The following is a 20371-nucleotide window of genomic DNA, read 5'->3' as shown; positions in this document are numbered from 1 at the left end:
CCCCACAGGCGGGGCGCGACCGGCCCGAACAGGACGACGGAGGGGGTGCGCAGCGCCGAGGCGAGGTGGGCCACGCCGCTGTCCCCCGCGACCACGCAGCGGGCGTGGGCGACGAGCGCGGCGAGCCCCCAGCCCGTGCGCACCGTGGACCAGGCTCCGAGCACCCGGCCCCGCATCCGCGCCGGCGGGTCGGTCTGCAGCAGCGTCGACTGGGCGGTGTCGCCGACGGACTCGGCGACGGCCATCGGCAGGACCAGCACCAGCAGCACCGCCAGCGACGGCGACAGTCCCGCGAGGACCTGCAGGAGCGCCCCCAGCACCGTGAGGGCGGCGACGAGCCGGACACCGGGGAGCCGCAGCCGCGCCCCGAGGACCGCGCCGACGATGCCGCCCGCGGCGAGCACCGTGGACACCGCGGAGAAGGAGGCCGCGTCCCCGGCGAGCGGGCCGGTGACGAGCACGACCAGCGTCAGCGAGTAGTTCCGGCCGAAGAGGGCGCTGATGCCGTTGAGGCCGGCCAGGGCGACGAGGCGGCGCCGGCCGAGGAAGTACCGCAGCCCGGCCCGCATGCCGGCGGCGGGCTCCGCCTCCTCCCCGGCCGCACCGGACGCGGCCGGCGCGGCGGGCCGCTCCGCGCCCGGGGCGCGACGGAGGAAGGGGATGACACAGGCCACGAAGAGGAAGGACAGCCCGTTCACGGCGTAGGCGGCGGCCGTACCGAACGCCGCGACCGTCACCCCGGCCAGCGCCGCCCCGACGAGCCGCCCCGCGCTGTGCACCAGCGACCCGACGCCGATCGCGGACGGCACGTCCCGCGCGGGGACGAGGCCGTTTCCGAGGAGCGCGCAGGCCGGCCCGTCGACGGTCGCGATCACGCCCGTGACCACGGCCAGGGCGAGGAGCACCGGCAGGTTCAGCAGGCCGAGGGCGACGAGCAGGCAGGTCGTGAAGGCGACCACGCCCAGCAGCGCCTGGCAGACCGCGGCGGTCACCTTGTGGGGGAACCGGTCGACGAGGGACCCGCCGGCCAGCCCGAGGAGCAGCCCGGGGGCCGCCTGGAGGGACACCGACAGGCCGGTGAGGGCGGCCGAGCCGGTGATCTGGAGCACGAGCAGGTTCTGCACCGTCAGCTGTGTCCAGGTGCCGGCGTTGGAGACGAAGTTGGCGGCGGCCCACCAGCGCATCCCGCGGTGGCGCAGGGCGCGCCACGGCGAGCGGTCGCCGGCCGCACCGGCGGGCGGGGAGGCGGAGGCGGGCGTGGGCGCGGCGGGGGCGGGCGCGGCGGAGCGCGCCGGGGAAGCAGAGGAGGACACAGCGGTACCGGGGAACGGGGCCAGGACGGGTCACGGGCGGCTCCGGCGTCTCGGCGCGGCCGGCGCCGCACCGAGCGGTCGCGGGTCGGGCACCGGGGGAATCGTCCCGTTCGGCCCATGCTGGCAGACCGGCTCCGCGAGCCGGGCGTGACCGCCGTCACCGGCCCGCCAATCCGCCCGCGCGCAGGGCCGGTTGGGGGCGGGGTGGGTTTGCTCACACCGGCCCGGCGGTGCCCGGCCCGTACCCGGGCGGCGCAGCCCGGCGCGCCCGCCCCGGCCCCGCCCCGCACAGTGGAGGCGCAGACACCGCCGGGCCGCGCCCGCGTCCGCCCGGCGGCCGGTGTACCGCGACGAAAGGCGTGTGACCGCGATGGACAGCTCCTCGCCCCTCGACCTGCTCGGCAGGCAGGCACTGGTGACCGGCGGGGCGCGCGGCCTGGGCGCCGCGATCTGCCGCCGGCTGGCGGCCGCGGGAGCCCGGGTGCTCGTCGCCGACGTACGGCGCGACCTCGCCGAGGACCTGTGCGAGGACCTCACGGCCCGCGGCGGGCAGGCCCGCCACCTGGACCTCGACGTACGGGACCCGGCGCAGGCCGCCGACGCCTTCCGCACCCTCGACGAGTCCGGCGAGGCACTGCACGTGCTCGTGAACTGCGCCGCGGTGGACGTGACGAAGTCCGCCGAGCACCTCACGGCGGACGAGGTCACCCGGGTGGTGTCCACCAACCTGCTGGGCCCGATGTACCTGTGCCTGGAGGCGTACCGCCGCATGGTGGCCCGCGGCGGCGGCCACATCGTGAACATCCTCTCCACCGCCGCGAACCGCACCTGGACGGAGGCCGGCCCCTACGCGGCCAGCAAGACGGGCCTGCGCGCCTTCACCCACACCCTCTTCAAGGAGGCGCAGCGCGACTGCCTGGGCATCGGCGTCACCGGCGTCATCGCCGGCGGCATGGAGACCGCGTTCATCATGGACCGCTTCCCCGACACGGACGTGTCGATGCTGCAGAGCCCCGACATCGTGGCCGACACCGTCATGTACGCGCTGTCCGTGCCGGGCGGCAGCGCGGTCCCCGAGGTGGTCGTCGTCCCCCGCCGGGAGCCGTCCTGGCCGTGACGTCCCCGCGCCCGCCCGGCCGCGGCCGGGCGGTCAGCCGCCGAGCAGGCGCAGCACGGCCCGCTCGACCGCGCCGCGGGTGGCCGGCGTGCCCAGGCATGCGTCCTCGCCGAGCCGCCCCAGCGCGGACGCGATGGTGACGCCGTCCTCGTACCGCTCGAAGACCAGCGGATCGATGTAGGAGGCGCGGCACACCGCCGGGGTGTTGCCCAGGTACGCGCTGACCTCCCGCACCGCCCGCGCCGCGGCCCGCTTGCGGGCGGCCTGCGAGCCGTTCGCCGTACGGGCCGACACGGCGAGGGCGACCGCGGCGAGGACCGTGGCGTGCCAGGTCCGGAAGTCCTTGGCAGTGATGTCCCGCCCGGACCGCTCCCGCAGGTAGGCGTTCAGGTCCGCGGCCCGCACCTCGTGCCAGGTGCGGCCCTCCCGGTACGCGAACAGCCGCTGGCCGGGGTCCTTGCGGCGCAGCAGCGCCCGTACGACCGCCAGGGCCGCGTCGTCGACCAGCGCTCGCTCGACGTGGCGGCCGGACTTCGCCGGGAAGTCCAGGCACACCTCGCCGCGGCGGCAGCGGGCGTGCTTGCGCAGCAGCGTCGTCAGGCCGTGGCTCTCGTTGTCGCGGGCGTACCGCTCCCCGCCGATCCGGAAGAAGCCCAGGTCCAGCAGGCGCGCCGCACAGGCCAGCACCCGGTCCCGGCCGAGGCCGCGCCCCGCGAGGTCTTCCTCGACGGCCTGCCGCAGACGCGGCAGGCCGCGCGCGACGCGGCGCACGTGCTCGTGCTTCGCCGCGTCGCGCTGCTCGCGGAACGCCTCGTGGTACAGGTACTGGCGGCGGCCCGCCGCATCCGTGCCGATCGCCTGGATGTGGCCGTTGGGCCAAGGGCAGATCCACACACCGGTCCAGGCCGGCGGGATGGCCAGCCGGCGGATCCGCTCCCGCTGCGCGGCGGGCAGCCAGCGGGGCGCCGTCGGCGTCGAGGTGGCGGAACCCCCGGCCGTGGCGCACCCGCTGCCATCCGGGCCGGTGCGGGTCACTCGTGCGCAGCCTGGTCACGGGCGGCCCGGTCAGCGGTCCAGGGCCCGCTTCAGCTCGGCCTTGTCCATCTGCGAGCGGCCCTTGATGCCCTTCTGCTTCGCCTCGTTGTACAACTGCTCCTTGGTGGGGCCGCCGGATCCGCTGTGGGACCGCTGTCCGCCCCGCTTGGCCGAGGACATGTCCCGGGTGGAGGACCGGCTGGCGGTCTTCGACTCGCCGGAACGCGCACGCTCCTTGTTCACCGTCCGCGCGGCGATCTCCTCGGCCCGCTTCTCCGACTCGCCGCGGTCCCGCGCCGACTCCTTGATGTGCTCGTACTGGCGCTCCCGCTTGGGGGACGATCCTCGGGGCATCGCCTGCTCCTTCCGTGTGCGGTGTAGGGGTGCGCCGTCGGTGCGCGTGCCCCTGCGCTAGCCCTTGCGCCGGGTCTTCGGCGCGTCGGGGGAGCGGACGCCCGAGAACGCCGAGTCGTCCTTGGCTCCGCTGGGGCGCCCGGACCGGCCGCGCCTGCCCAGGTCGTGGTGGCCCTCCTGGGCCTTGCCCGCCGTGTCCTCGCCGCGGCGGGTGTGGGATTCGACCGGCGATCCCGTGTCGGGCGGGCCGCCCTTCGAACCCCCCTTGCGGCGCTTGTCGGGGGAGTCGAAGGAGCGCCGGGCGCTCGGGTTGTCCTGCTTGTGCGTCGCGTCGACGTCGCCGGACCAGCCGTGCTGCTCGGTGCCCTCGTGCCGGCCCGGGCCCTCGCCGTGCGGAACGTGTGACTTCGGGCTGGTGGACATGAGCCGATCCTCCTCGCCTCGTGGCCCCCCTTCGCGACCCGCCTGCCCCGTCGGCCCCCGGACAATCCCCCCGGACGGCCGAAGCCCGGGTGTCCGCGGCGGAGGCCCGGGTAGGCGCGGCCACGTGGTTTCCGTTTCCCGACGCGGGCGTACGGCCCGGAGGAGGAGTACCCGTGACCGACACCGATACCGGCACCGGCCGGGGCGGCGTGGCCCCCGACCCGACGACCCTGCACCCCCGGCCCGGCTTCCCGGCGCAGGAGCAGCAGCCGCCGGGCGCCACCCGGGCCATGGAGCCCGAGCCCGACCACGGCGAGGACTCCTACCGCGGCACCGGCCAGCTCCTCGGGCTCAAGGCCGTCATCACCGGAGGGGACTCCGGGATCGGGCGCGCGGTGGCGCTCGCCTTCGCCCGCGAAGGAGCCGACGTGCTGTTCACGTACCTGCCCGAGGAGGCAGAGGACGCGGACACGACGATGCGCCTGGTGGAGGGCAGCGGCCGGCGGGCGGTGGCGGTGCCCTGCGACCTGAGGGAGGAGGAGGCCTGCGCCGCCGTCATCGCGCACGCCGCCGCCGAGTTCGGGCGCATCGACGTGCTGGTCAACAACGCCGCCTACCAGATGGCCCAGCCCGAAGGCATCTCCCACATCAGCACCGAGCAGTTCGACCGGGTCGTGCGCACCAACCTGTACGCCATGTTCTGGCTGTGCAAGATGGCCCTGCCGCACATGCGGGCCGGCGCCAGCATCATCAACACCGCTTCCGTGCAGGCCTACAAGCCCAGCCCGCCACTGCTGGACTACGCCATGACCAAGGGGGCGATCGTCACCTTCACGCAGGGCCTGGCCCAGATGCTCGCGGAGGACGGGATCCGGGTCAACGCGGTCGCACCGGGACCGGTCTGGACCCCGCTCATCCCGGCCACGATGCCGGACCCGCAGGAGTTCGGGAAGCAGAGCCCCCTGGGGCGGCCGGCGCAGCCGGCCGAGATGGCGCCCGCCTACGTCTTCCTGGCCTCGTCCCGGGCGAGCTACATCACCGCCGAGGTCCTGAACGCGACGGGCGGGACCCCCCTGCCCTGAGGGGCAGCGGTCCCGCCCGGCTTCCGGGCCCGGCCCGTCAGGTGCCGCCCCGTCCTTCGTCCTCCGTGTCGATGACGTGCACGGCCGCCTCCTCCGCGGAGGCGGCCCCGCCGTCGATCCCCGCGTCCCGGGCCACGACGGATATGTGCCGCACCGGCATCTGCTCGTCCGAGGCGGTCATCCGCCCGGCGCGCTCGCGGCCCGCCGTGGACCGGTCGCCGCCCGGATCGGCGGTGACGTCCTCACCGCGGCCGTCCGCTCCGGTGCCGACGGGCTCGGCGAGGTCCTCGCCCGGGCTCGCCTCCGACCCGGCGTCCGCCTCCGCGGAGGGGTCCGGCTCCGGCTCCTCCTGGGCGAGCCGCTGGTCCAGCGTCTCCCCCTCGCGCTGCTCGCCGGCGGTCGTGCCGTGCCGGGTGACCGCCCTCGGGCGGTCGGGCGGCGAATATCCGGTGTCGAGGGTGTCGTCCAGGTCCGGTTCGTCCAGGGCGTTCTCCATGTCCGGCTGCCACTCGCCGGGCTCCGCTTCCGCCGGCGGCTGGTAGACGCCGTTGCCCTGCGATTCGCTCGCGCTCATGCTCCGCCTCCTGTCGCGGTGTCCGTCCGTGCTGCGCCGCCCGCCGAGCCGGCCGGCTCCGTCCGCGCCCGGCCCGTCCCGGACTCCAGCAGACCGAGCATCTCCTGCATGACCCGGTCGAAGTCCTGCCACGGTCCCCGAACGGCCCCGTCGGCCGGGCGGGCGGCGCGGCCGCCCTGACTGCTCGTCCTCGACCCCATCGTGAACCACTCCTCCGCTCGGCTCGGCAACTCGTCCCCGGCGGCGGCACGGCGGCCGCCCGGGGGTATGCGCGCCTTCCCCGGAGAGCGGCGCACATGTGCCGCAGACTGGTGTTTTCACCCGTTCGACAGCCCGATAGGACCCGGCGGCCCACGCGGGCCGCCCAGGTCCGTTGCTGTTGCCGTTGCCGTCCATGCGGCGCCGCAGCCGCTCGCCGAGGGCTCCGGGAGATGCCGTTGCCGACGGGGTGCCGCTGCGGCGCACCCGGCGTCTTTCCCGCCGCCCGTGGCGCAAACCCGCCCGGGACGCGCGCCGCTGCGCCGCATGCCGGACGGCAGTGACGTCCCGCGGGCGAAACACCCCGCCGCGCGGCGCCGGCCGCCCCCTGGTTCGGCCCCCGCCTGCCTACGGTGGACCGCTCGCCGCGGCCGCCGGGAATCCGGCGGCCCGGCCGGGGCTGAACCGCCGCCGCGAGGGCAAGAGCGGCAGGCGTTCCGTCGGTTCGACACGGATGCGGAAGAGGAAGGAAACCAAGCCCATGGATGCGATCGTGCTGCTGCGCGAGGACCACAAGACCGTCGAGAAGCTGTTCAAGCGCTTCGAGAAGACCGGCGACGAGGACACGGAGGAGCGCCGGGAGATCGCCGACAGCGTGATCGAGGAGCTCACCGTCCACGCCTGGATCGAGGAGCAGATCTTCTACCCGGCCGCCCGGGAGGCGGCACCGGACACCTCCGACCACGTCCTGGAGAGCGTCGAGGAACACCACGCGGTGGTGTGGATGCTCTCCGAGCTGAAGGGCATGGACCCCGCCGACGAGCGGTTCAAGGCCAAGATGAGCGTCCTCATGGAGAACGTCCGCCACCACGTCGAGGAGGAGGAGCAGGACTGGTTCCCCGACGTCCGCAAGGCCATGGGCCGCAACCGGCTGCAGGAGCTGGGCGAGCGCATGGCCGCGGAGAAGGAGAAGGCCCCGCGCGACCCCCTCGCCGTTCCCAGCGCCGACAGCCGCTGACCGTTCGGCGGCTGCGCCAGGGGGGTGTGGACGGGACGGAACCGGGTATCAGGACCTGTTCCGCGAAAACCCATCCCGCCCCCCGGCCCGCGGAACGGAGGCCCGGTCGCCATGTCCCACTGCAAGACCCCCGACTACCGCTCCGGGCGGCGCGGCAGGCACTGGACGCACGCCCTGCGCAGTGCCGAGAAGGCCGGCGCGGTCATCGTCACCGACGACACGGGCGAGCCCGTCCGCTTCGCCGCCGGAGGCAGCGGCCCCGGCCGCTTCCGGCCGTGGACCGGCCCCGACGGCCACCGCTACGACAGCTACGAGGTCCACCCCGAGTGGTAGCGGCCGCATCCCGGCCCTCCGCCCCGCGGGGGGTTGACCGGGAAGCGGCTCCCGGCCCCCCGCGCCCGAAGCCGCCGCGCGCCCGCCGGAGCGGCCCGGGCGACGGGAGTCACTGCAGGATGCGCGCCTTGGCCCGCTGGAACTCCTCCTCGGAGATGTCGCCGCGGGCGCGGATCTCCGAGAGCTTCGCCAGCTGGTCCACCTCGCTGGTGCCGGACTTCCCGGCCGTGCGCCGGATGTAGTCGTCCATGGCCTCCTGCTGCTCCTGCACCTGCTGGAGCTCCCGCCGGCCCATCTTCCGGCCCCTGACGATCACATACACCAGGACGCCGAGGAACGGCAGGATGATCACGAACACCAGCCAGGCGGCCTTGCCCCACCCGTTCAGGTCGTGATCGCGGAAGATGTCGCTGATCACCCGGAAGAGCAGGAAGAACCACATGATCCACAGGAAGATCCACATGGTCGTCCAGAAGACGCCGAGGACCGGGTAGTCGTACGCCAGAGACACGGAACCGTCCATTGCTTCCTCCCAGCGAGGCGATGAGGACGGGATCGACTCTGCGGCCCGCGCGGCCGCCGCGGATCACCCCCGGCGGGTGAACCGGCACCCGGCCCGGGGACGCGCGGCGCGCTCAGCCCTCCGCGGTGGTGACGCGTCCCGTGCGGGCGGCGTCCGCGAGCGCCGCGAAGTCCCGCTCGTTCTGGTCGGCGTACGACTCCGCGAAATCCGCGACCGCCCGGTCGAAGGCGTCGGACGAGCCCAGGTAGGAGGCGATCGCGACCGGGTCGCCGGAGCGGGCGTGGGCGCGGGCCAGCGAGCGGCCGCACACCCGGGCGAGGAGCCGCATGCCCTGCGGGGCCATCCCCTCGGTCGTCGCGGACCCCTTCCAGTCGAGCAGCTGGCGGACGTAGAAGTCGCGCTCCCGGCCGTCGAGGCCCGTCAGGCGCTCCCAGCCGAGGAAGATGTCGCCGGCGGCCTGCATCAGCCGCTGCCCGGCCACGACCCGCTGCCCCTGGTTCGCGTACGCGGACGGCGCGGTGTACGGGGCGAGCACGGACGGGCCGGCCTCCTTGGCCTGGAGCAGCAGAGGGTCGCTCTCGTCGCGGCCGAGCAGCAGGAAGATCCAGCAGCGGGTGCCGACACTGCCGACCCCGACCACCTTGCGCGCCATGTCGACGACCCGGAACCGCTGGACCAGCGCGCGCAGTTCGGGTGCGAGGCTCTGCGCGTACGTGTCGACGAGCCGGCGCAGCCCGGTGTCCAGGTCCGTCGGGCCGGCCCCGTCCAGCAGCTCGGTCAGCGGCACGACCAGGGGTGGGTCGGGGGCGATCCGCAGCCGCCCGCCGACGCGGTGGGTGAGCTTGGAGAACGCCCGCAGGTGATCCCGGGAGCGGGCCTTGGCGAAGACCTTGTCCGCCCGGGCCAGCATGGCCCCGCCGCTCTGCGCGGCCATCGCGCGCAGGTCCGCGGAGTCGTCCCGGGCGTACCAGACGTCGAGGACGCGCATGGCGGAGAAGCCCTGCATCCGCAGCCGGTAGGCGCAGACCGCGTCGAGGACGACGGCGGTGCGCTCGGCGGCGTCGAAGCCGTTCTCCCGGCCGGCCGCGGCGAGGCTGGCCGCGAGCCGTTTGACGTCCCACTCGAACGGCCCGGGGTGCGTCTCGTCGAAGTCGTTCACATCGAAGACGAGGGACCGCTCGGGCGAGGCGAACAGACCGAAGTTCAACAGGTGCGCGTCACCGCACAGCTGCACCTCCAGGCCCGTGTGCGGAGCCGTGCCGAGGTCGTGGGCCATCACCGCGGCCGCCCCCCGATAGAAGCGGAACGGCGACTCCAGCATGCGGCCGCGGCGGATCGGGACCAGCTCCGGCACCCGGGCCGCCTCCTGTTCCAGCAGGATCCCCACGGGGTCGGGCCGATCGGGGCCGGGCTCGAACCGGGCCTGCTCCGAGCGGCGCACCCTGCTGCGCGCCGCCTTGCCGCGCTCGGCGCGCTCCGACGGGGTGAGCGCGACCGGGCCGCCGCCTGTGGTGGTGGGGGACCTCTTCACGGCGGTGCCTCCTCTCGGCCCGGGCCGAGCCGGCTGGACCGGGCCGGGCCGGGCGCACGGGTCTCAGATGACGTGCAGGTCGCGGGCGCGCTCCACGGCGTCTCGGCGCCGCGAGACGCCCAGCTTGCGGAAGATGCCGCGCATGTGTGTCTTGACGGTGTTCGCGGACAGCTGCAGTTCGGCGGCGACCTCCTCGGTCGACATCATCCGCGCCACCAGGGCCAGCACCTCCTTCTCGCGCGGGCTCAGTTCCTCGACCGGCATGCCGTCCGCGGCGCGCGGCGCGCCGGCCGTGACCCATTCGTAGGCGCTGCTGTGCCCGTTGAGGCCGGCCACGAGGTGCCGCAGCCAGGGACCGGCCTCCGCGAAGGGCCGCCTGAGCAGCTCCGGCCGGGCGGTGTCCAGGGCGTGCAGGAGCCGGTCTCGGGCCGCGGTCTCGTCGCCGTCCAGCAGGGCGCAGTGGGCGCGGAGCAGGGTGAGCCGCACCCGGTCCGGGAGCGTGGCCTCCGCCGAGCCCTCGGCCCGGGCCGCCAACCGCAACGCCTGCGCGGACTGTCCGGCGGCCAGGTGCGCCTGCGCGAGGAGCACCGTACGCGCGGGCAGTGCCTCGGGGACGGCCCGCAGCGCGGTGAGCGCCGTGTCCCGGTCGCCGTGGGCCAGGGCGGCGCCCGCGTGGGCGAGGGCGAGCCGGGCGGCCGCTCCCGCCGGGCCGGGCGGCCGCGGGGCGTCCAGCACGGCCAGGGCCGCGTGCCAGCGGCCGCCGGCGACCTCGAGCTGGGCCCGCAGGGCGGAGTGCTCCGCCGCCAGGACCGGGTCGTGCCCGGTGTCGGCGTGGTCGGCGGCGCGGTCCAGGTGGGCGGCGGCCGTCCGCAGGTCGCCCCGCTCGACCGCCACGGAGGCCAGCGCCAGCCAGGCGGCCCCGGAGCGGTCCTCCTCCGGTACGCCGCCCCCGTCGGCAGCGTCCAGGGCGGCCGTGCCGTGCTCCTCCGCGGCCGACAGGGCGCCCTCCGCGGCGTCGGCGAGGGCGAGCCGGCCCAGGCAGCGGGACAGCAGGGCCGGCGCCCCGTCGGCGCACGCCCGTACCGCCTCGGCGAAGCCCTCCCGCGCCGCCCGGATCCGGCCGTCGCCCAGCAGGGCGCGGGCCCGCCCGTACTGGCACAGCGGCTCGATCTCCGGGTGGCGTGCCCGCTCCTCGTCCGGCAGCAGCGGCACGAGCTCCGCGACGCGCCGCGCGGCCCGGTCGGCCGCGCCGGCGTCGGGGGCGGACAGCAGCCGCAGCAGCTCCAGGGTGAGCAGTTCGGCGGGCCCCGCTGCCGGCTCGTGCACCAGGTCCCGTTCGGCCCGGGGCAGCCGGGCCCGGCAGCCGGCCACGTCGTCGCGGACCAGGCAGCAGGCCGCGGCAACCAGGCCCGCGGCAGCGCCGGGGGTGTGCTCGGGCATCCGGGCGAGGGCCGCGGCGGCGGTGGGAGGTGCGCCGGCCGGCCGGGCGAGCAGCGGGCCCACCGCGAGGTGCCGGACGGCCTGGGCCGCGGCGTACGGCCATTCCCCGCCGGCGGCCGCCTCCTCCACCGCCTCGGCGGTCCGGCGGCGCGCCGCGTACCAGCGGGCGGCCCGGCGGTGCAGCAGGGCCTCCAAGGCGGGCTGCCGGCTGCGGAGCCGCCCGCGCAGCACCGCCGTGAACAGGGGGTGCACCCGGAACCACCGCGTCCCGGACACGGGTTCGACGAATGCGTGGCGGCGCACCAGGTCGTGCAGGACGGCCTCGCAGTCGGTGCGCCCCGTCAGCGCGGCGGCCAGATCCGGGTGCACCCGCCCCAGCACGCCGGCGTGCAGCAGCAGCTCGCGGGAGGCGGCGGGCTGGACGGCGAGCACCTCCGTCAGCAGGTAGTCGGAGACGGCCTGCCGGGCGGCGGCCGCCGAGCCGGCGAAGGCGAGCGGGTCCTCGGCGTGCGCCATGGCCAGGGCGCACAGCCGCAGCCCGGCGGCCCACCCCTCGGTGCGTTCGAGCAGCAGGTCGACCACGCGCCCGTCGGGGGCGCGGCCGCCCTGCGCCGCCTGCAGGAGGCGGGCGGCCTCGGAGCGGGTGAAGGCGAGGTCCCGCCCGCCGATCTCCGCGACCCGGCCCTCCACCCGGTAGCGGTGCAGCGGCAGCCCGGGCTCGGACCGGCCGAGGACGACGAGCCGGAAGGCGGGACCGGCGTGTTCCACGACGAAGCGGAGGCCGGAGCAGACGTCCGGGCCGCGGACCCGGTCGAGGCCGTCGAGGACGAGGACCAGCGGAAGCCGCAGTTCTTCGAGGGCGGCGGCGACCCGCACCGGCAGGCCCGGATCGGCGCCGTCGCCGAGGCCGCCGCCGACCGGCACCCCGCCGCGGCGGAGCCCCTCCACGACGTGCGCCCAGAAGGTCTGCGGGGTGTCCTGCTCGTCCAGCGACAGCCACACCACGGGGGAGGAGGACGCCCGCGACCGCGCCCAGGAGGCGACCAGCGCGGTCTTGCCGCTGCCGGCGGCCCCCGTGACCAGCGTCAGGGGGCCTTGCGCACCGCGGTCGAGCCGCCCGGTCAGCCGCTGCCGGCGTACCAGGCCGGGCGGCGGATCGGGCAGAGCGAGTTTCGCACCCAGCACAGGGGCGCGCATCAGAGAGACGGTCATAGGCCCACATCCCGTGGAGGCGGCTCACCGCGGTCGCGGTCCTGTCCGTGCACGACTCCGATCGTGTCCGCTCCGCCCGCCGGAGCCGCTGTTCGGCGGGCGGAGCGAGCCCAGGTCGCCGGCCACTCCATGCTCACGCCCCGTGCCCTTGATCGCCACGCAGCGCTCATCGCCCGGCACGGGGGATGCGCGCCGCGCCGCCCGGACCGCCAATGGAGGCCACGTCCCGTACGCCCGACGGCGCGGAGGTCGACCACGTGAGCACACAAGCCAAAGCGCGCCTCGCCCTGCTGGCCGGGGCGGCGGCGCTGCTGGTCATGCTGCTGTTCGCCGGGTACCGGAGCATCCTGCTGGTCGCGGCCGGGCTGGTCGGGGTGGCCGCCACGGCGGCAGCCGCCTGGCTCGTCCTCGCCCACCGCGGGCCGGTGCGCTGGCTGGGGCTGCTGGCCGTCGCGGCGGTGCCCGTCCTGCTCGTGGTCTCGTACGTGCACGCGGGGCTGCTGTGGGTCGTCCTGTGCTCGGCGGCCCTGTGGATGGCCGCCGTGGCGGCCGGGAGATCGGCCCTGGCGGACGAGGCGCGCGCCCGCATGCCGGAGCATCCGGCGGACCGGCCCGCACGACCCTTCCTGATCATGAACCCGCGTTCCGGCGGCGGGAAGGTCGGCGCGTTCCGCCTCAAGGAGAAGGCGGAGGAGCTCGGCGCCGAAGTGGTGCTCCTGGAGGGCCCCGAGCCGATGGACGTCACCGCGCTGGCCCGCGGCGCGGTCGCCCGCGGGGCCGACCTGCTCGGCGTGGCCGGAGGCGACGGCACCCAGGCCCTCGTCGCCGCCGTCGCCGCCGAGCACGGTCTGCCGTTCCTCGTGATCAGCGCCGGCACCCGCAACCACTTCGCGATGGACCTCGGCCTGGACCGCACCGACCCGGCGGCCTGCCTGGACGCCCTCACCGACGGCGTCGAACTCCGCGTCGACCTCGGACGCGTCGGCGGGCGCCCCTTCGTCAACACCGCCTCCTTCGGCACCTACGCCGAAGTCGTCCGCAGCCCCGCCTACCGAGGCGACAAGATGCGCACGACCCTGGACCTCCTCCCCGACCTCCTGGCCCGGCAGACCGGGCCCCGGCTCACGGTGCGCGCCGACGGCACCACCGTCGAGGACCCCCAGGCGGTGCTGGTCAGCAACAACCCCTACGGCGCCGGAGACCCGGCGGGACTCGGCAGGCGGGCCCGCCTGGACGCCGGCACCCTCGGGATGTTCGCCGTGAAGGTCGCGACCGCCGCCCAGGCCGCCGGCATCCTGCGCGGCCGCCGCTCCACCGGGCTCGTCGCGCTCGACGCCCCCGAGATCGTCGTCGACGCCGACGCGGCGCACATCAGCGCCGGCATCGACGGCGAGTCCCTGACGCTTCCCACCCCGGTGCGCTGCCGGATCGAGCCGGGCGCCCTGCGCGTCCTGGTGCCGCGAAGCCGACCCGGCAACCGCGCCGGAGTGCCCGTCAACTGGGCGGAAGTCCGGCGGCTGGCCCGCACCGTGGGCCGGGCGGCCGCCGGCGGCCACCCGGTGCAGGGCGGCGAGCGCGACCACCCGGCGGGGCTCCGGCACTGGCACCGGCACGGCACGGGCGCGCGGAGGCGCTTCGACTACAGCGGCGCCGTCTACGGGTCGCTGCTCGCCGCCTCGGTCGTGGTCGGCGCCGGCGCTGCGGGCCAGTTCCCCCGGGTGCACCTGATCGTGCTGCTCCTGTGCACCGCGGTGGTCTTCTGGGCGGCCCACGTGTACGCGCGCCTCTTCGGAGTCACCCTCGCCAACGAGCCGCTCACCTGGCACGGGTTCCGCACCGTGTGCGCAGAGGAGAGGCCGCTGATCGACGCCGCGCTGCCGCCGGCGGCAGCCGTCGCCCTCAGCCCGCTGCTCGGCCTGGACCTCCGCGCCACCTCCTGGCTCGCCCTGGCGGTCGCGCTGGCCGGCCAGGTCGGCTGGGCGGTCCTGGGCTCCGTACGGGCGGGCGCGCCCCGGCGCCTCGTCCTCATCTCGGCGGCGGTGAACATCCTGCTGGGCGCGGCCATCGTGGCGGCGAAAGCGGCTCTGTCCCACTGAAGGCCGGGCGCCGCGCGGCCGCCGCGGACTCCCTCGCCGCGGCGGCCCGGGACCACCCGGTACGGGTGATGCGCCGGGGAGGTGACGGGCCCACGGTCGAAGGGCGCACAGGCGCCGGAGAAAGGTTGGTCGATCATGTGCCGATGGCTCGCCTACTCGGGGACGCCGGTCCTCCTGGAACAGCTCCTGTACAAGCCGGCCCACTCACTGATCGACCAGAGCCTGCACTCGCGGCTCGGCGTCGAGACGACCAACGGGGACGGCTTCGGGATCGGCTGGTACACCCAGGAGCACGACGTGCACACCCCGGCGATCGTCCGCGACGTCGGCCCCGCCTGGAACAACCGCACCCTCCGGGAGATCGCCGAGCACGTCCGCTCGCCCCTGTGCTTCGCCCACATCCGCGCCTCGACCGGCACGGCTGTCCAGCAGACCAACTGCCACCCCTTCCGCCACGGTCGCTGGATGTGGATGCACAACGGCTCCATCACCGGCTTCCACGGGCTGCGGCGCGAGTTGTGCATGGCCGTCGACCCCGTCCTCTACCTCGCCATGGAAGGAACCACCGACTCCGAGGCGATGTTCTTCCTCGCCCTCACCTTCGGCCTGGAGGAGGACCCGCCCGGGGCGGTCGCCCGCATGGTCGGCTTCGTCGAACAGGTCGGCCGCAGGCACGGCATCGAGGCCCCCATGCAGATGACCGTCGCCGTGACCGACGGCACCGCGGTGTGGGCGTTCCGCTACGCCAGCGCGGGCGACGCCCGCTCGCTGTTCTACAGCACCCGCGTGGAGTCGCTGCGGGCGCTGCACCCCGACATCGAGTACCTGCGGGAGCTGTCGGACGACACCCGGCTGATCGTCTCGGAGCCCCTCGGCGACCTCCCCGGCGCGTGGAACGAGGTGCCCGAGCGCTGTTACGGGGTGGTGCGGGAAGGGCAGGACGAGATGCACCCCTTCGCCCCGCTGCCGGTCTGAGGGAAAATGCCCGTTTCCGTCGCGCATGTCGCGGCTGGGCGCGGGCAGCCGCGTCCGTGTACGGCTCCTCGACCAGGAGGTGAGCGGAACATGGCCGCAGGAAAGAAGGCCAAGGACGTCGGCAAGAGCGTCAAGGGCAAGGTGAAGGAGACCACCGGCAAGTCCGTCGGCAACGAGAGCCTCGAAGCGAAGGGGCGGGCGGAGCAGGCGGCGGCCGATGCCAAGCAGGCCGGCCGGAAGGCCAAGGACGCGCTCAAGCACTGACGGGCCGCGCGAGAGCGGGGGCCGCCGTCACAGGACGGCGGCCCCCGCTGCGGTGTGCGGCCGCTGCCGCGCCGCTCACCGGCGGGCCCGGCGGGTACGCCGGCGCGGCGGCTCCTCTTCCTCTTCGTCCTCCTCGTCCTCGTCCTCGTCGGCGTCCTCGTCCTCGTCGGCGTATTCGTCGTCGTACGCGTCCTCGCCCCGGCCGTCCTCGGGACCGGCTTCGTCCTCCGGCGCCCCCTCGTCCTCGTACTCCTCCTCGTACTCCTCGTCTTCGGGCGCGCCCTCCTCGTCGGTGTACTCGCCGCCCTCTTCCTCGCCCTCCTCCGGGTACTCCTCCTCGTCCTCCGGTTCCTCCCCGCCCTCACCCTCGGCGGACTCCTCCTCCTCGACGGCCTCCTCGTGGCTGCGCACGACCTCGCCGTCCTGGATCTCGCCGCGCCAGCCCTCGGGCTCCTCGTCCGTCAGCGTCACGTACCGGACGAAATGCTTCAGGTCCAGGCGCAGGCGGCGGCCCTGGGCGCGCCAGATGTTGCCGGTCTTCTCGAACAGGCCGGCCGGGTAGTACTCGACGACGAGCACGATGCGGGTGAGGGACGGTGCCAGCTCGTGGAAGCTGACGCAGCCCCGCGTGGTTCCCTTGGCACCCTCGGACGTCCACACGATCCGCTCGTCCGGGACCTGCTCCTGCACGGTGGCCTTCCAACTGCGGGTGGACGGACCCACCTTGACCTTCCAGTCGCTCGTGGTGTCGGCGCCCTGGGAGACGCTGCGGACGCCCTTGGCGAAGGAGCTGAACTTCTCGTACTGGGTCCAGTGGTCGTACACGGTGCGCAGGGGAAGGCCGACGTCCACGGTCTCCGTGATGTGGGTCGGCTTGGAGCCGCTCTTGCGGCCCTTGCCCTTGCCGCCGCCCAGCAGTCCGCCGCCGACCTCCTTGACCTTGTCCTTGAGGCCGCCGAGGGAGCCGCCGACGGCGGCCTTGAGGGGCGAGTCGCCCTTGAGCATGCGGCCGCCGATGTCGGCGAGGGTGCCCCCGTTCTTCGCCACATCCTCCAGCTGGCCGGTGAGGTCGCCGAGCTTCTCCCCGGCCTTGTCGGCGAGTTGGCCGGCCTGCGCGGAGAGGTAGCCGGTCAGTTCGTCGAGGAGCTGGTTGACGGGGGACGGGGATTCTCCGGAAGGGGCCCGGTCGGCCCGGTCGGTGGTGGCCATCGTGTTACCTCCGCGTCGACGGCTTGCGGGCCGACGTCTTCTTCGCCTTCTTCGCCGACGAGGCCTTCTTGGCGCTGCCGGAGCCGCCGCCGCGGGCCGGCGGACGGGACGCGGTCTTCTTGGCCGCCGTCTTCTTCGTTGCGGTCTTCTTGGCCGCGGTCTTCTTCGGAGGTGCCGCCTTCTTGGCAGGTGCCGCCTTCTTGGCCGCCGCCTTGCGGGCGGGCGGGGCCGAGGCGGCCTTCTTCGCCGGGGTGGCGCGGGACGCAGAGGCGGCCTTCTTCGCGGCGCCCGTCCGGCCACCGGAGCCGGTGCCGCCGCGGTCCGCGGGTGCGGACTTGCGGGCGGGGGCGGCGGTCTTCCCGGCCGGCTTGCCGCGCGGGGCGGCCTTCTTGGCGGGCTCGCCGCGGGACGCGGCCTTCTTCGCCGCGGGCTTGGCGGGGGCGGGGGCCTTGCCGGCGGGCTTGGCACGGGACGGTGTGGTCCGCTTCGAGGCCGCAGAGGGCGTCCGACGGGTCCGGGAGGCGGCCCGCACGGGGCGAGGCTCCTCCTCTTCCTCCTCCGGTTCCCCCTCATCTTCCTCTGCCTCTTCCTCCTCCGGCTCCTCTTCCTCTTCCTCTTCCTCTTCTTCCTCCTCCTCTGCTTCAGGCTCGGCCTCGCGGTCCTCGTACGCGCCCTCGTCCTCTTCCTCGTCCTCGTAGAACTCTTCCTCGGGCGCCTCGTCCTCGTAGGGCTCCTCTTCGGGCGCCTCGTCCTCGTACGCCTCGTCCTCGTCGTACTCGTCCTCCTCGTCGTCCCTGCCCCGGGCCGGTCCGCGGGTGAGGTCGAGAGTGCGCTGGTGGAGGGTGTCGGCGAGGTCGGCGATCTGCCGGTTGGCAGCCGCGGTGAGGGCCTTGCGGCCCGCCTGGAGGGCTTCGCCGCGCACCTGCTCGCCCAGTTCGGCGACCTGCGGCAGCTCGCCGAGGGCGCGCAGTCCCTGGGTCATCAACTGGCCCGGCTGTAGCCCGAATCTGCGTCCGGCCAGGTACGTGGCAAGCGACAGGGCCATGCGGCCCTTCTTCGCCCGGCCCAGTACGTAGCCTCCCGCGATGGCGGCTGCCAGGGCGATCTTGCTCGTGTCCTGCATCAGCCCTGTCCTTCCGGAGGGGGTGGGGGGCGGCCGGGGCCCTGGGCTCCGGTGGTCCGCGATACCTACAGGCCTGCTCACACTGACGCCCGATATGCACTCTTATGTGAAAAAAATCCATAGTGGAGGTGTGCCGCGCGCCGACCGGGGGAGGGGCCGTGCAGCGACGCACGACGTTCGAGGGGAGCCCATGACCGCGCCAGAACCCGCCCGCCGGCGGCGCCGCCCCGTGCAGGACGACGGGGAAGCGCGTCCCGCCGCCAAGCCGGCGCGCCGCGCCCCCTCCCGGCGGGCCGGGGCCGCCTGGGTGCTCCGGGCCGCCATGGAGCAGCTGTCCGAGCTGCTGGGCCGCCACCCCGACTCGGTTTCCGCACTGAAGCCGACGGAGGAGGGGTGGGAGGCGGTCGTCGAGGTCGTGGAGCTGCCGCGCATCCCCGACACCACCAGCGTCATGGCCAGCTACCGGGTGGCTCTCGACGAGGAGGGCGAGCTGATCTCGTACGAACGGACCCGGAGGTACAGCCGGGGCATGATCGACCGGCCGCGCTGACCGCGGCGGCCGGGAAGGGAAGCACCATGACGATGATGCCGCAGGGAACGGGCACGGGTGTGAGCCGCACTGGAGGCGGCGGCGGCACGAGCAGCCTCTACGACGTCCTGGAGCTGATACTCGACCGCGGCCTGGTCATCGACGTCTTCGTGCGGGTCTCGCTCGTGGGCATCGAACTGCTCAAGATCGACGCGAGGATCGTGGTCGCCAGCGTCGACACGTACCTGCGTTTCGCCGAGGCCTGCAACCGGCTCGACCTGGAGGCGGGGCGCCGCGCGCCCGCGCAACTGCCCGACCTCGTCGACAACATGATGGAGAGCGGCAGCCACGGCAAGGCGAAGGGCGCCCTGAGCGGCGCCGTCGAAGCCGTGACGGGCTCCCTCTCCCGCGGTGCCAAGGGCAAGGCCGATGACGAGGAGCAGGCCGAAGAGGAGTACGCGGAAGAGGAGGCCCCGCGCCGCAAGCGGCCCGCCCGGCGCCCGGTCCGCCGCGAGAGGGAGTGACCCATGCCCGTCTACGTCTACGCCGTCACGCTGGGCGACCACCCCTGCCGCCTCGACGGGATCACCGGAGTCGGATCCGGGGACGCGCCCCTGCGCACCGTACCGGCCGGGGACCTCAAGGCGGTGGTCAGCGACGTGAACGAGGAGGTCAGCCCCCGCCGCCGCGACCTGGTCGCCCACCAGGCGGTCCAGGACCGCCTCCTGGAGGACGGAACGCCGCTGCCCCTGCAGTTCGGCTACACCGCCCCCGACGACGACGCCGTACGGCAGGTGCTGAAGGAGCAGGCGGACCTCTACCTCGGGGCGCTGGAGCGCGTCCGCGGCTGCGTCGAGTACAACGTCAAGGCCTCGTGGGACGAGGAGGACATCCTCCGCCGGATCCTGGAGGAATCGCCCTCGGCCCGCAGCCTCAACGAGCAGATCCGCGCCGGCACCGACGACCCCCGGCTGGCCCTGGAACTCGGCCAGTACGTCGCCGACGAGGTGCAGCAGCGGCATTCCGACGCGGCGGCCGGGATCGTCGACACCCTCGTGCCGCTGGCCCGCGAGCACGCGGTGCACGCCCCCACCGGCGAGGACTTCCTCAACCTCTCCCTGCTGGTGCCCCGCGGCGCCGACGGGGAGGGCGCCCTCCAGGTCGCGCACGCCGACCTCGTGGCAGGCGGCGGGACCGGAGTGGACATCAGGGTGGCCGGCCCGCTGCCGCCGTACAGCTTCGTGGCGTAGAGGAGGAGCCGTGGGCCTGCTCGGAAAGCTGTTCACCGCGCCCCTGATACCCGCCCGCGCGGTGGTGTGGGTGGCGCAGCAAGTGGCCGACAAGGCGGAGGCCGAGTACTACGACCCGGCGCCCGTGTGGGCCGAGCTGAGGCTGCTGGAGCGGCGGCTCGCCGACGGGGAGATCGACGAGGAGACCTTCGAGGTCCAGGAGCGGTTCCTGCTGGACCGCCTGATGGAGATCGAAGAGTTCCACCACCGCAACCCCTGACCGGGACCGGACGGAGGCGACGACGTGACCGACCCGATGGCCCGCTCCTTCGGCTCGCGGCCGGCGATGGGCGGCTACCCGCCGAGCTCCTCGGCGAGCCTCGCCGACATCCTCGAACGCGTCCTCGACAAGGGCATCGTGATCGCCGGCGACATCCGCATCAACCTCCTCGACATCGAACTGCTCACCATCAAGCTGCGCATCCTCATCGCGTCCGTGGACAAGGCCAAGGAGATGGGAATCGACTGGTGGGAGCACGACCCCGCGCTGTCCTCCCGAGGACGCGAGGAAGCACTCGCCGCCGAGAACCGCCGCCTGCGGGCCGAACTGGAGGAGATGCGCCGCACGCCGCTGCCGCCGGAGCGGGCCCTGCCGGACACCGCCCTTCCGGAGGCGGCTCCCGGCGAGGAGGAGCGCCCCGTACGCCGCACGACGAAGCGCAGGCCCCCCTCGTGAACGCCTCCTCCGCCACCGCGGCCCTCGTCTACGCCTACGCCGCCACGCCGCCCGCGC

General features: G+C 74.8%; 21 protein-coding genes and 2 pseudogenes. 12 read left to right on the top strand and 11 right to left on the bottom strand.

Features of this window, described 5'->3' with window-relative positions; translation table 11 throughout:
• A partial coding sequence (locus EF903_RS12375) for an MFS transporter (protein ID WP_260615114.1) occupies nucleotides 1–1184 on the bottom strand: 1184 nt, incomplete at its 3' end.
• Between the two features lie 499 nt (nucleotides 1185–1683).
• Here EF903_RS12375 and EF903_RS12370 point away from each other — a divergent pair.
• Nucleotides 1684–2430 (top strand): SDR family oxidoreductase, encoded by a 747-nt coding sequence (locus EF903_RS12370; protein ID WP_125543265.1) that lies wholly within the window; start codon nucleotides 1684–1686, stop codon nucleotides 2428–2430.
• A gap of 33 nt (nucleotides 2431–2463) precedes the next feature.
• Here the strand turns inward: EF903_RS12370 and EF903_RS12365 are convergent.
• The 3 genes and pseudogenes from EF903_RS12365 to EF903_RS12355 all read right to left on the bottom strand — a co-directional run bounded on the left by EF903_RS12365 (nucleotide 2464) and on the right by EF903_RS12355 (nucleotide 4242).
• Nucleotides 2464–3484 (bottom strand): annotated as a pseudogene (locus EF903_RS12365) (DNA topoisomerase IB).
• Between the two features lie 11 nt (nucleotides 3485–3495).
• Nucleotides 3496–3819 carry a plasmid stabilization protein gene (locus EF903_RS12360; protein ID WP_125543261.1) on the bottom strand — a complete coding sequence of 108 codons (324 nt, stop codon included), beginning with the start codon at nucleotides 3817–3819 and terminating at the stop codon, nucleotides 3496–3498.
• A 57-nt stretch (nucleotides 3820–3876) separates the two neighbouring features.
• A complete protein-coding gene (locus EF903_RS12355; protein ID WP_125543260.1) occupies nucleotides 3877–4242 on the bottom strand; it encodes a hypothetical protein in 366 nt (121 codons plus the stop codon).
• Between the two features lie 173 nt (nucleotides 4243–4415).
• Here EF903_RS12355 and EF903_RS12350 point away from each other — a divergent pair, with 173 nt between their 5' ends.
• Complete coding sequence (locus tag EF903_RS12350; protein ID WP_260615113.1) at nucleotides 4416–5324, top strand: SDR family oxidoreductase; 909 nt, start codon at nucleotides 4416–4418, stop codon at nucleotides 5322–5324.
• Nucleotides 5325–5361: 37 nt separating this feature from the next.
• Here the strand turns inward: EF903_RS12350 and EF903_RS12345 are convergent, their stop codons facing one another.
• Together EF903_RS12345 and EF903_RS12340 are read right to left on the bottom strand one after the other, a co-directional pair.
• On the bottom strand, nucleotides 5362–5898 hold the full coding sequence (locus EF903_RS12345; RefSeq protein WP_125543259.1) for a DUF5709 domain-containing protein: 537 nt from the start codon (nucleotides 5896–5898) through the stop codon (nucleotides 5362–5364).
• The gene (locus tag EF903_RS12340) at nucleotides 5895–6098 is read right to left on the bottom strand and encodes a hypothetical protein (protein WP_125543258.1); all 204 of its coding nucleotides are present in this window, start codon (nucleotides 6096–6098) and stop codon (nucleotides 5895–5897) included. The genes EF903_RS12345 and EF903_RS12340 overlap by 4 nt, the downstream gene beginning before the upstream one ends.
• Before the next feature lie 539 nt (nucleotides 6099–6637).
• Between EF903_RS12340 and EF903_RS12335 the strand changes: the two genes are divergently transcribed.
• Both EF903_RS12335 and EF903_RS12330 read left to right on the top strand, forming a co-directional pair.
• Entirely contained in the window at nucleotides 6638–7114 is a 477-nt protein-coding gene (locus EF903_RS12335) for a hemerythrin domain-containing protein (protein WP_125543257.1), read from the top strand.
• A 111-nt stretch (nucleotides 7115–7225) separates the two neighbouring features.
• Nucleotides 7226–7447: a hypothetical protein gene (locus tag EF903_RS12330; RefSeq protein WP_125543256.1), complete on the top strand. Its 222-nt coding sequence runs from the start codon at nucleotides 7226–7228 to the stop codon at nucleotides 7445–7447.
• 109 nt (nucleotides 7448–7556) lie between these two features.
• Here EF903_RS12330 and EF903_RS12325 read toward each other — a convergent pair whose 3' ends face one another.
• From EF903_RS12325 to EF903_RS12315, 3 genes are all read right to left on the bottom strand, one after another.
• Entirely contained in the window at nucleotides 7557–7970 is a 414-nt protein-coding gene (locus EF903_RS12325; RefSeq protein WP_125543255.1) for an SHOCT domain-containing protein, read from the bottom strand.
• Nucleotides 7971–8082: 112 nt separating this feature from the next.
• Entirely contained in the window at nucleotides 8083–9501 is a 1419-nt protein-coding gene (locus tag EF903_RS12320) for a DUF2252 domain-containing protein (protein ID WP_125543254.1), read from the bottom strand.
• A 63-nt stretch (nucleotides 9502–9564) separates the two neighbouring features.
• Nucleotides 9565–12153, bottom strand: a complete 2589-nt coding sequence (locus EF903_RS12315; protein ID WP_125543253.1) for a LuxR C-terminal-related transcriptional regulator — start codon at nucleotides 12151–12153, stop codon at nucleotides 9565–9567.
• A 317-nt stretch (nucleotides 12154–12470) separates the two neighbouring features.
• On the opposite strand from EF903_RS12315, the pseudogene EF903_RS12310 reads away from it, so the two are divergent.
• The 3 genes and pseudogenes from EF903_RS12310 to EF903_RS12300 form a co-directional block, all read left to right on the top strand.
• A pseudogene (locus EF903_RS12310) lies at nucleotides 12471–13700 on the top strand (diacylglycerol/lipid kinase family protein); the annotation flags it as partial.
• A gap of 684 nt (nucleotides 13701–14384) precedes the next feature.
• On the top strand, nucleotides 14385–15224 hold the full coding sequence (locus tag EF903_RS12305; protein WP_125543251.1) for a class II glutamine amidotransferase: 840 nt from the start codon (nucleotides 14385–14387) through the stop codon (nucleotides 15222–15224).
• A gap of 90 nt (nucleotides 15225–15314) precedes the next feature.
• A complete protein-coding gene (locus EF903_RS12300; RefSeq protein ID WP_125543250.1) occupies nucleotides 15315–15488 on the top strand; it encodes a CsbD family protein in 174 nt (57 codons plus the stop codon).
• 75 nt (nucleotides 15489–15563) lie between these two features.
• Here EF903_RS12300 and EF903_RS12295 read toward each other — a convergent pair whose 3' ends face one another.
• On the bottom strand, nucleotides 15564–16697 hold the full coding sequence (locus EF903_RS12295) for an SRPBCC family protein (protein ID WP_125543249.1): 1134 nt from the start codon (nucleotides 16695–16697) through the stop codon (nucleotides 15564–15566).
• 4 nt (nucleotides 16698–16701) lie between these two features.
• The gene (locus tag EF903_RS33990) at nucleotides 16702–17820 is read right to left on the bottom strand and encodes a histone protein (RefSeq protein ID WP_185902631.1); all 1119 of its coding nucleotides are present in this window, start codon (nucleotides 17818–17820) and stop codon (nucleotides 16702–16704) included.
• Nucleotides 17821–18010: 190 nt separating this feature from the next.
• Here EF903_RS33990 and EF903_RS12285 point away from each other — a divergent pair, with 190 nt between their 5' ends.
• Genes EF903_RS12285 through EF903_RS12265 form a run of 5 tightly spaced genes read left to right on the top strand, consistent with a single transcriptional unit; the run spans nucleotide 18011 to nucleotide 20314 of the window.
• Nucleotides 18011–18370, top strand: a complete 360-nt coding sequence (locus EF903_RS12285) for a gas vesicle protein (protein ID WP_125543248.1) — start codon at nucleotides 18011–18013, stop codon at nucleotides 18368–18370.
• A gap of 26 nt (nucleotides 18371–18396) precedes the next feature.
• Nucleotides 18397–18873 carry a gas vesicle protein GvpJ gene (gene gvpJ / locus EF903_RS12280; protein WP_125543247.1) on the top strand — a complete coding sequence of 159 codons (477 nt, stop codon included), beginning with the start codon at nucleotides 18397–18399 and terminating at the stop codon, nucleotides 18871–18873.
• Between the two features lie 3 nt (nucleotides 18874–18876).
• Nucleotides 18877–19599, top strand: a complete 723-nt coding sequence (locus tag EF903_RS12275; protein ID WP_125543246.1) for a GvpL/GvpF family gas vesicle protein — start codon at nucleotides 18877–18879, stop codon at nucleotides 19597–19599.
• A 10-nt stretch (nucleotides 19600–19609) separates the two neighbouring features.
• Nucleotides 19610–19858, top strand: a complete 249-nt coding sequence (locus EF903_RS12270) for a gas vesicle protein GvpG (RefSeq protein ID WP_125543245.1) — start codon at nucleotides 19610–19612, stop codon at nucleotides 19856–19858.
• Nucleotides 19859–19882: 24 nt separating this feature from the next.
• On the top strand, nucleotides 19883–20314 hold the full coding sequence (locus EF903_RS12265; protein ID WP_390336251.1) for a gas vesicle protein: 432 nt from the start codon (nucleotides 19883–19885) through the stop codon (nucleotides 20312–20314).
• The last annotated feature ends 57 nt before the right edge of the window (nucleotides 20315–20371 follow it).

Origin of the sequence: Streptomyces sp. WAC05292, assembly GCF_003949955.1 — a bacterium.
GTDB classification, from domain to species: Bacteria; Actinomycetota; Actinomycetes; order Streptomycetales; family Streptomycetaceae; genus Streptomyces; species Streptomyces globosus.
The sequence above is the reverse complement of the archived record's forward strand: the minus strand, read 5'-3'. Positions and strand labels throughout refer to the sequence as shown.

Bases quoted from the DNA above. Each gene is read 5' to 3' on its own strand.
- EF903_RS12370 (WP_125543265.1), top strand. From the start codon at position 1,684: ATGGACAGCTCCTCGCCCCTCGACCTGCTCGGCAGGCAGGCACTGGTG.
- EF903_RS12360 (WP_125543261.1), bottom strand. From the start codon at position 3,819: ATGCCCCGAGGATCGTCCCCCAAGCGGGAGCGCCAGTACGAGCACATC.
- EF903_RS12355 (WP_125543260.1), bottom strand. From the start codon at position 4,242: ATGTCCACCAGCCCGAAGTCACACGTTCCGCACGGCGAGGGCCCGGGC.
- EF903_RS12345 (WP_125543259.1), bottom strand. From the start codon at position 5,898: ATGAGCGCGAGCGAATCGCAGGGCAACGGCGTCTACCAGCCGCCGGCG.
- EF903_RS12340 (WP_125543258.1), bottom strand. From the start codon at position 6,098: ATGGGGTCGAGGACGAGCAGTCAGGGCGGCCGCGCCGCCCGCCCGGCC.
- EF903_RS12335 (WP_125543257.1), top strand. From the start codon at position 6,638: ATGGATGCGATCGTGCTGCTGCGCGAGGACCACAAGACCGTCGAGAAG.
- EF903_RS12330 (WP_125543256.1), top strand. From the start codon at position 7,226: ATGTCCCACTGCAAGACCCCCGACTACCGCTCCGGGCGGCGCGGCAGG.
- EF903_RS12325 (WP_125543255.1), bottom strand. From the start codon at position 7,970: ATGGACGGTTCCGTGTCTCTGGCGTACGACTACCCGGTCCTCGGCGTC.
- EF903_RS12315 (WP_125543253.1), bottom strand. From the start codon at position 12,153: ATGACCGTCTCTCTGATGCGCGCCCCTGTGCTGGGTGCGAAACTCGCT.
- EF903_RS12305 (WP_125543251.1), top strand. From the start codon at position 14,385: ATGTGCCGATGGCTCGCCTACTCGGGGACGCCGGTCCTCCTGGAACAG.
- EF903_RS12300 (WP_125543250.1), top strand. From the start codon at position 15,315: ATGGCCGCAGGAAAGAAGGCCAAGGACGTCGGCAAGAGCGTCAAGGGC.
- EF903_RS12295 (WP_125543249.1), bottom strand. From the start codon at position 16,697: ATGGCCACCACCGACCGGGCCGACCGGGCCCCTTCCGGAGAATCCCCG.
- EF903_RS33990 (WP_185902631.1), bottom strand. From the start codon at position 17,820: ATGCAGGACACGAGCAAGATCGCCCTGGCAGCCGCCATCGCGGGAGGC.
- EF903_RS12285 (WP_125543248.1), top strand. From the start codon at position 18,011: ATGACCGCGCCAGAACCCGCCCGCCGGCGGCGCCGCCCCGTGCAGGAC.
- gvpJ (WP_125543247.1), top strand. From the start codon at position 18,397: ATGACGATGATGCCGCAGGGAACGGGCACGGGTGTGAGCCGCACTGGA.
- EF903_RS12275 (WP_125543246.1), top strand. From the start codon at position 18,877: ATGCCCGTCTACGTCTACGCCGTCACGCTGGGCGACCACCCCTGCCGC.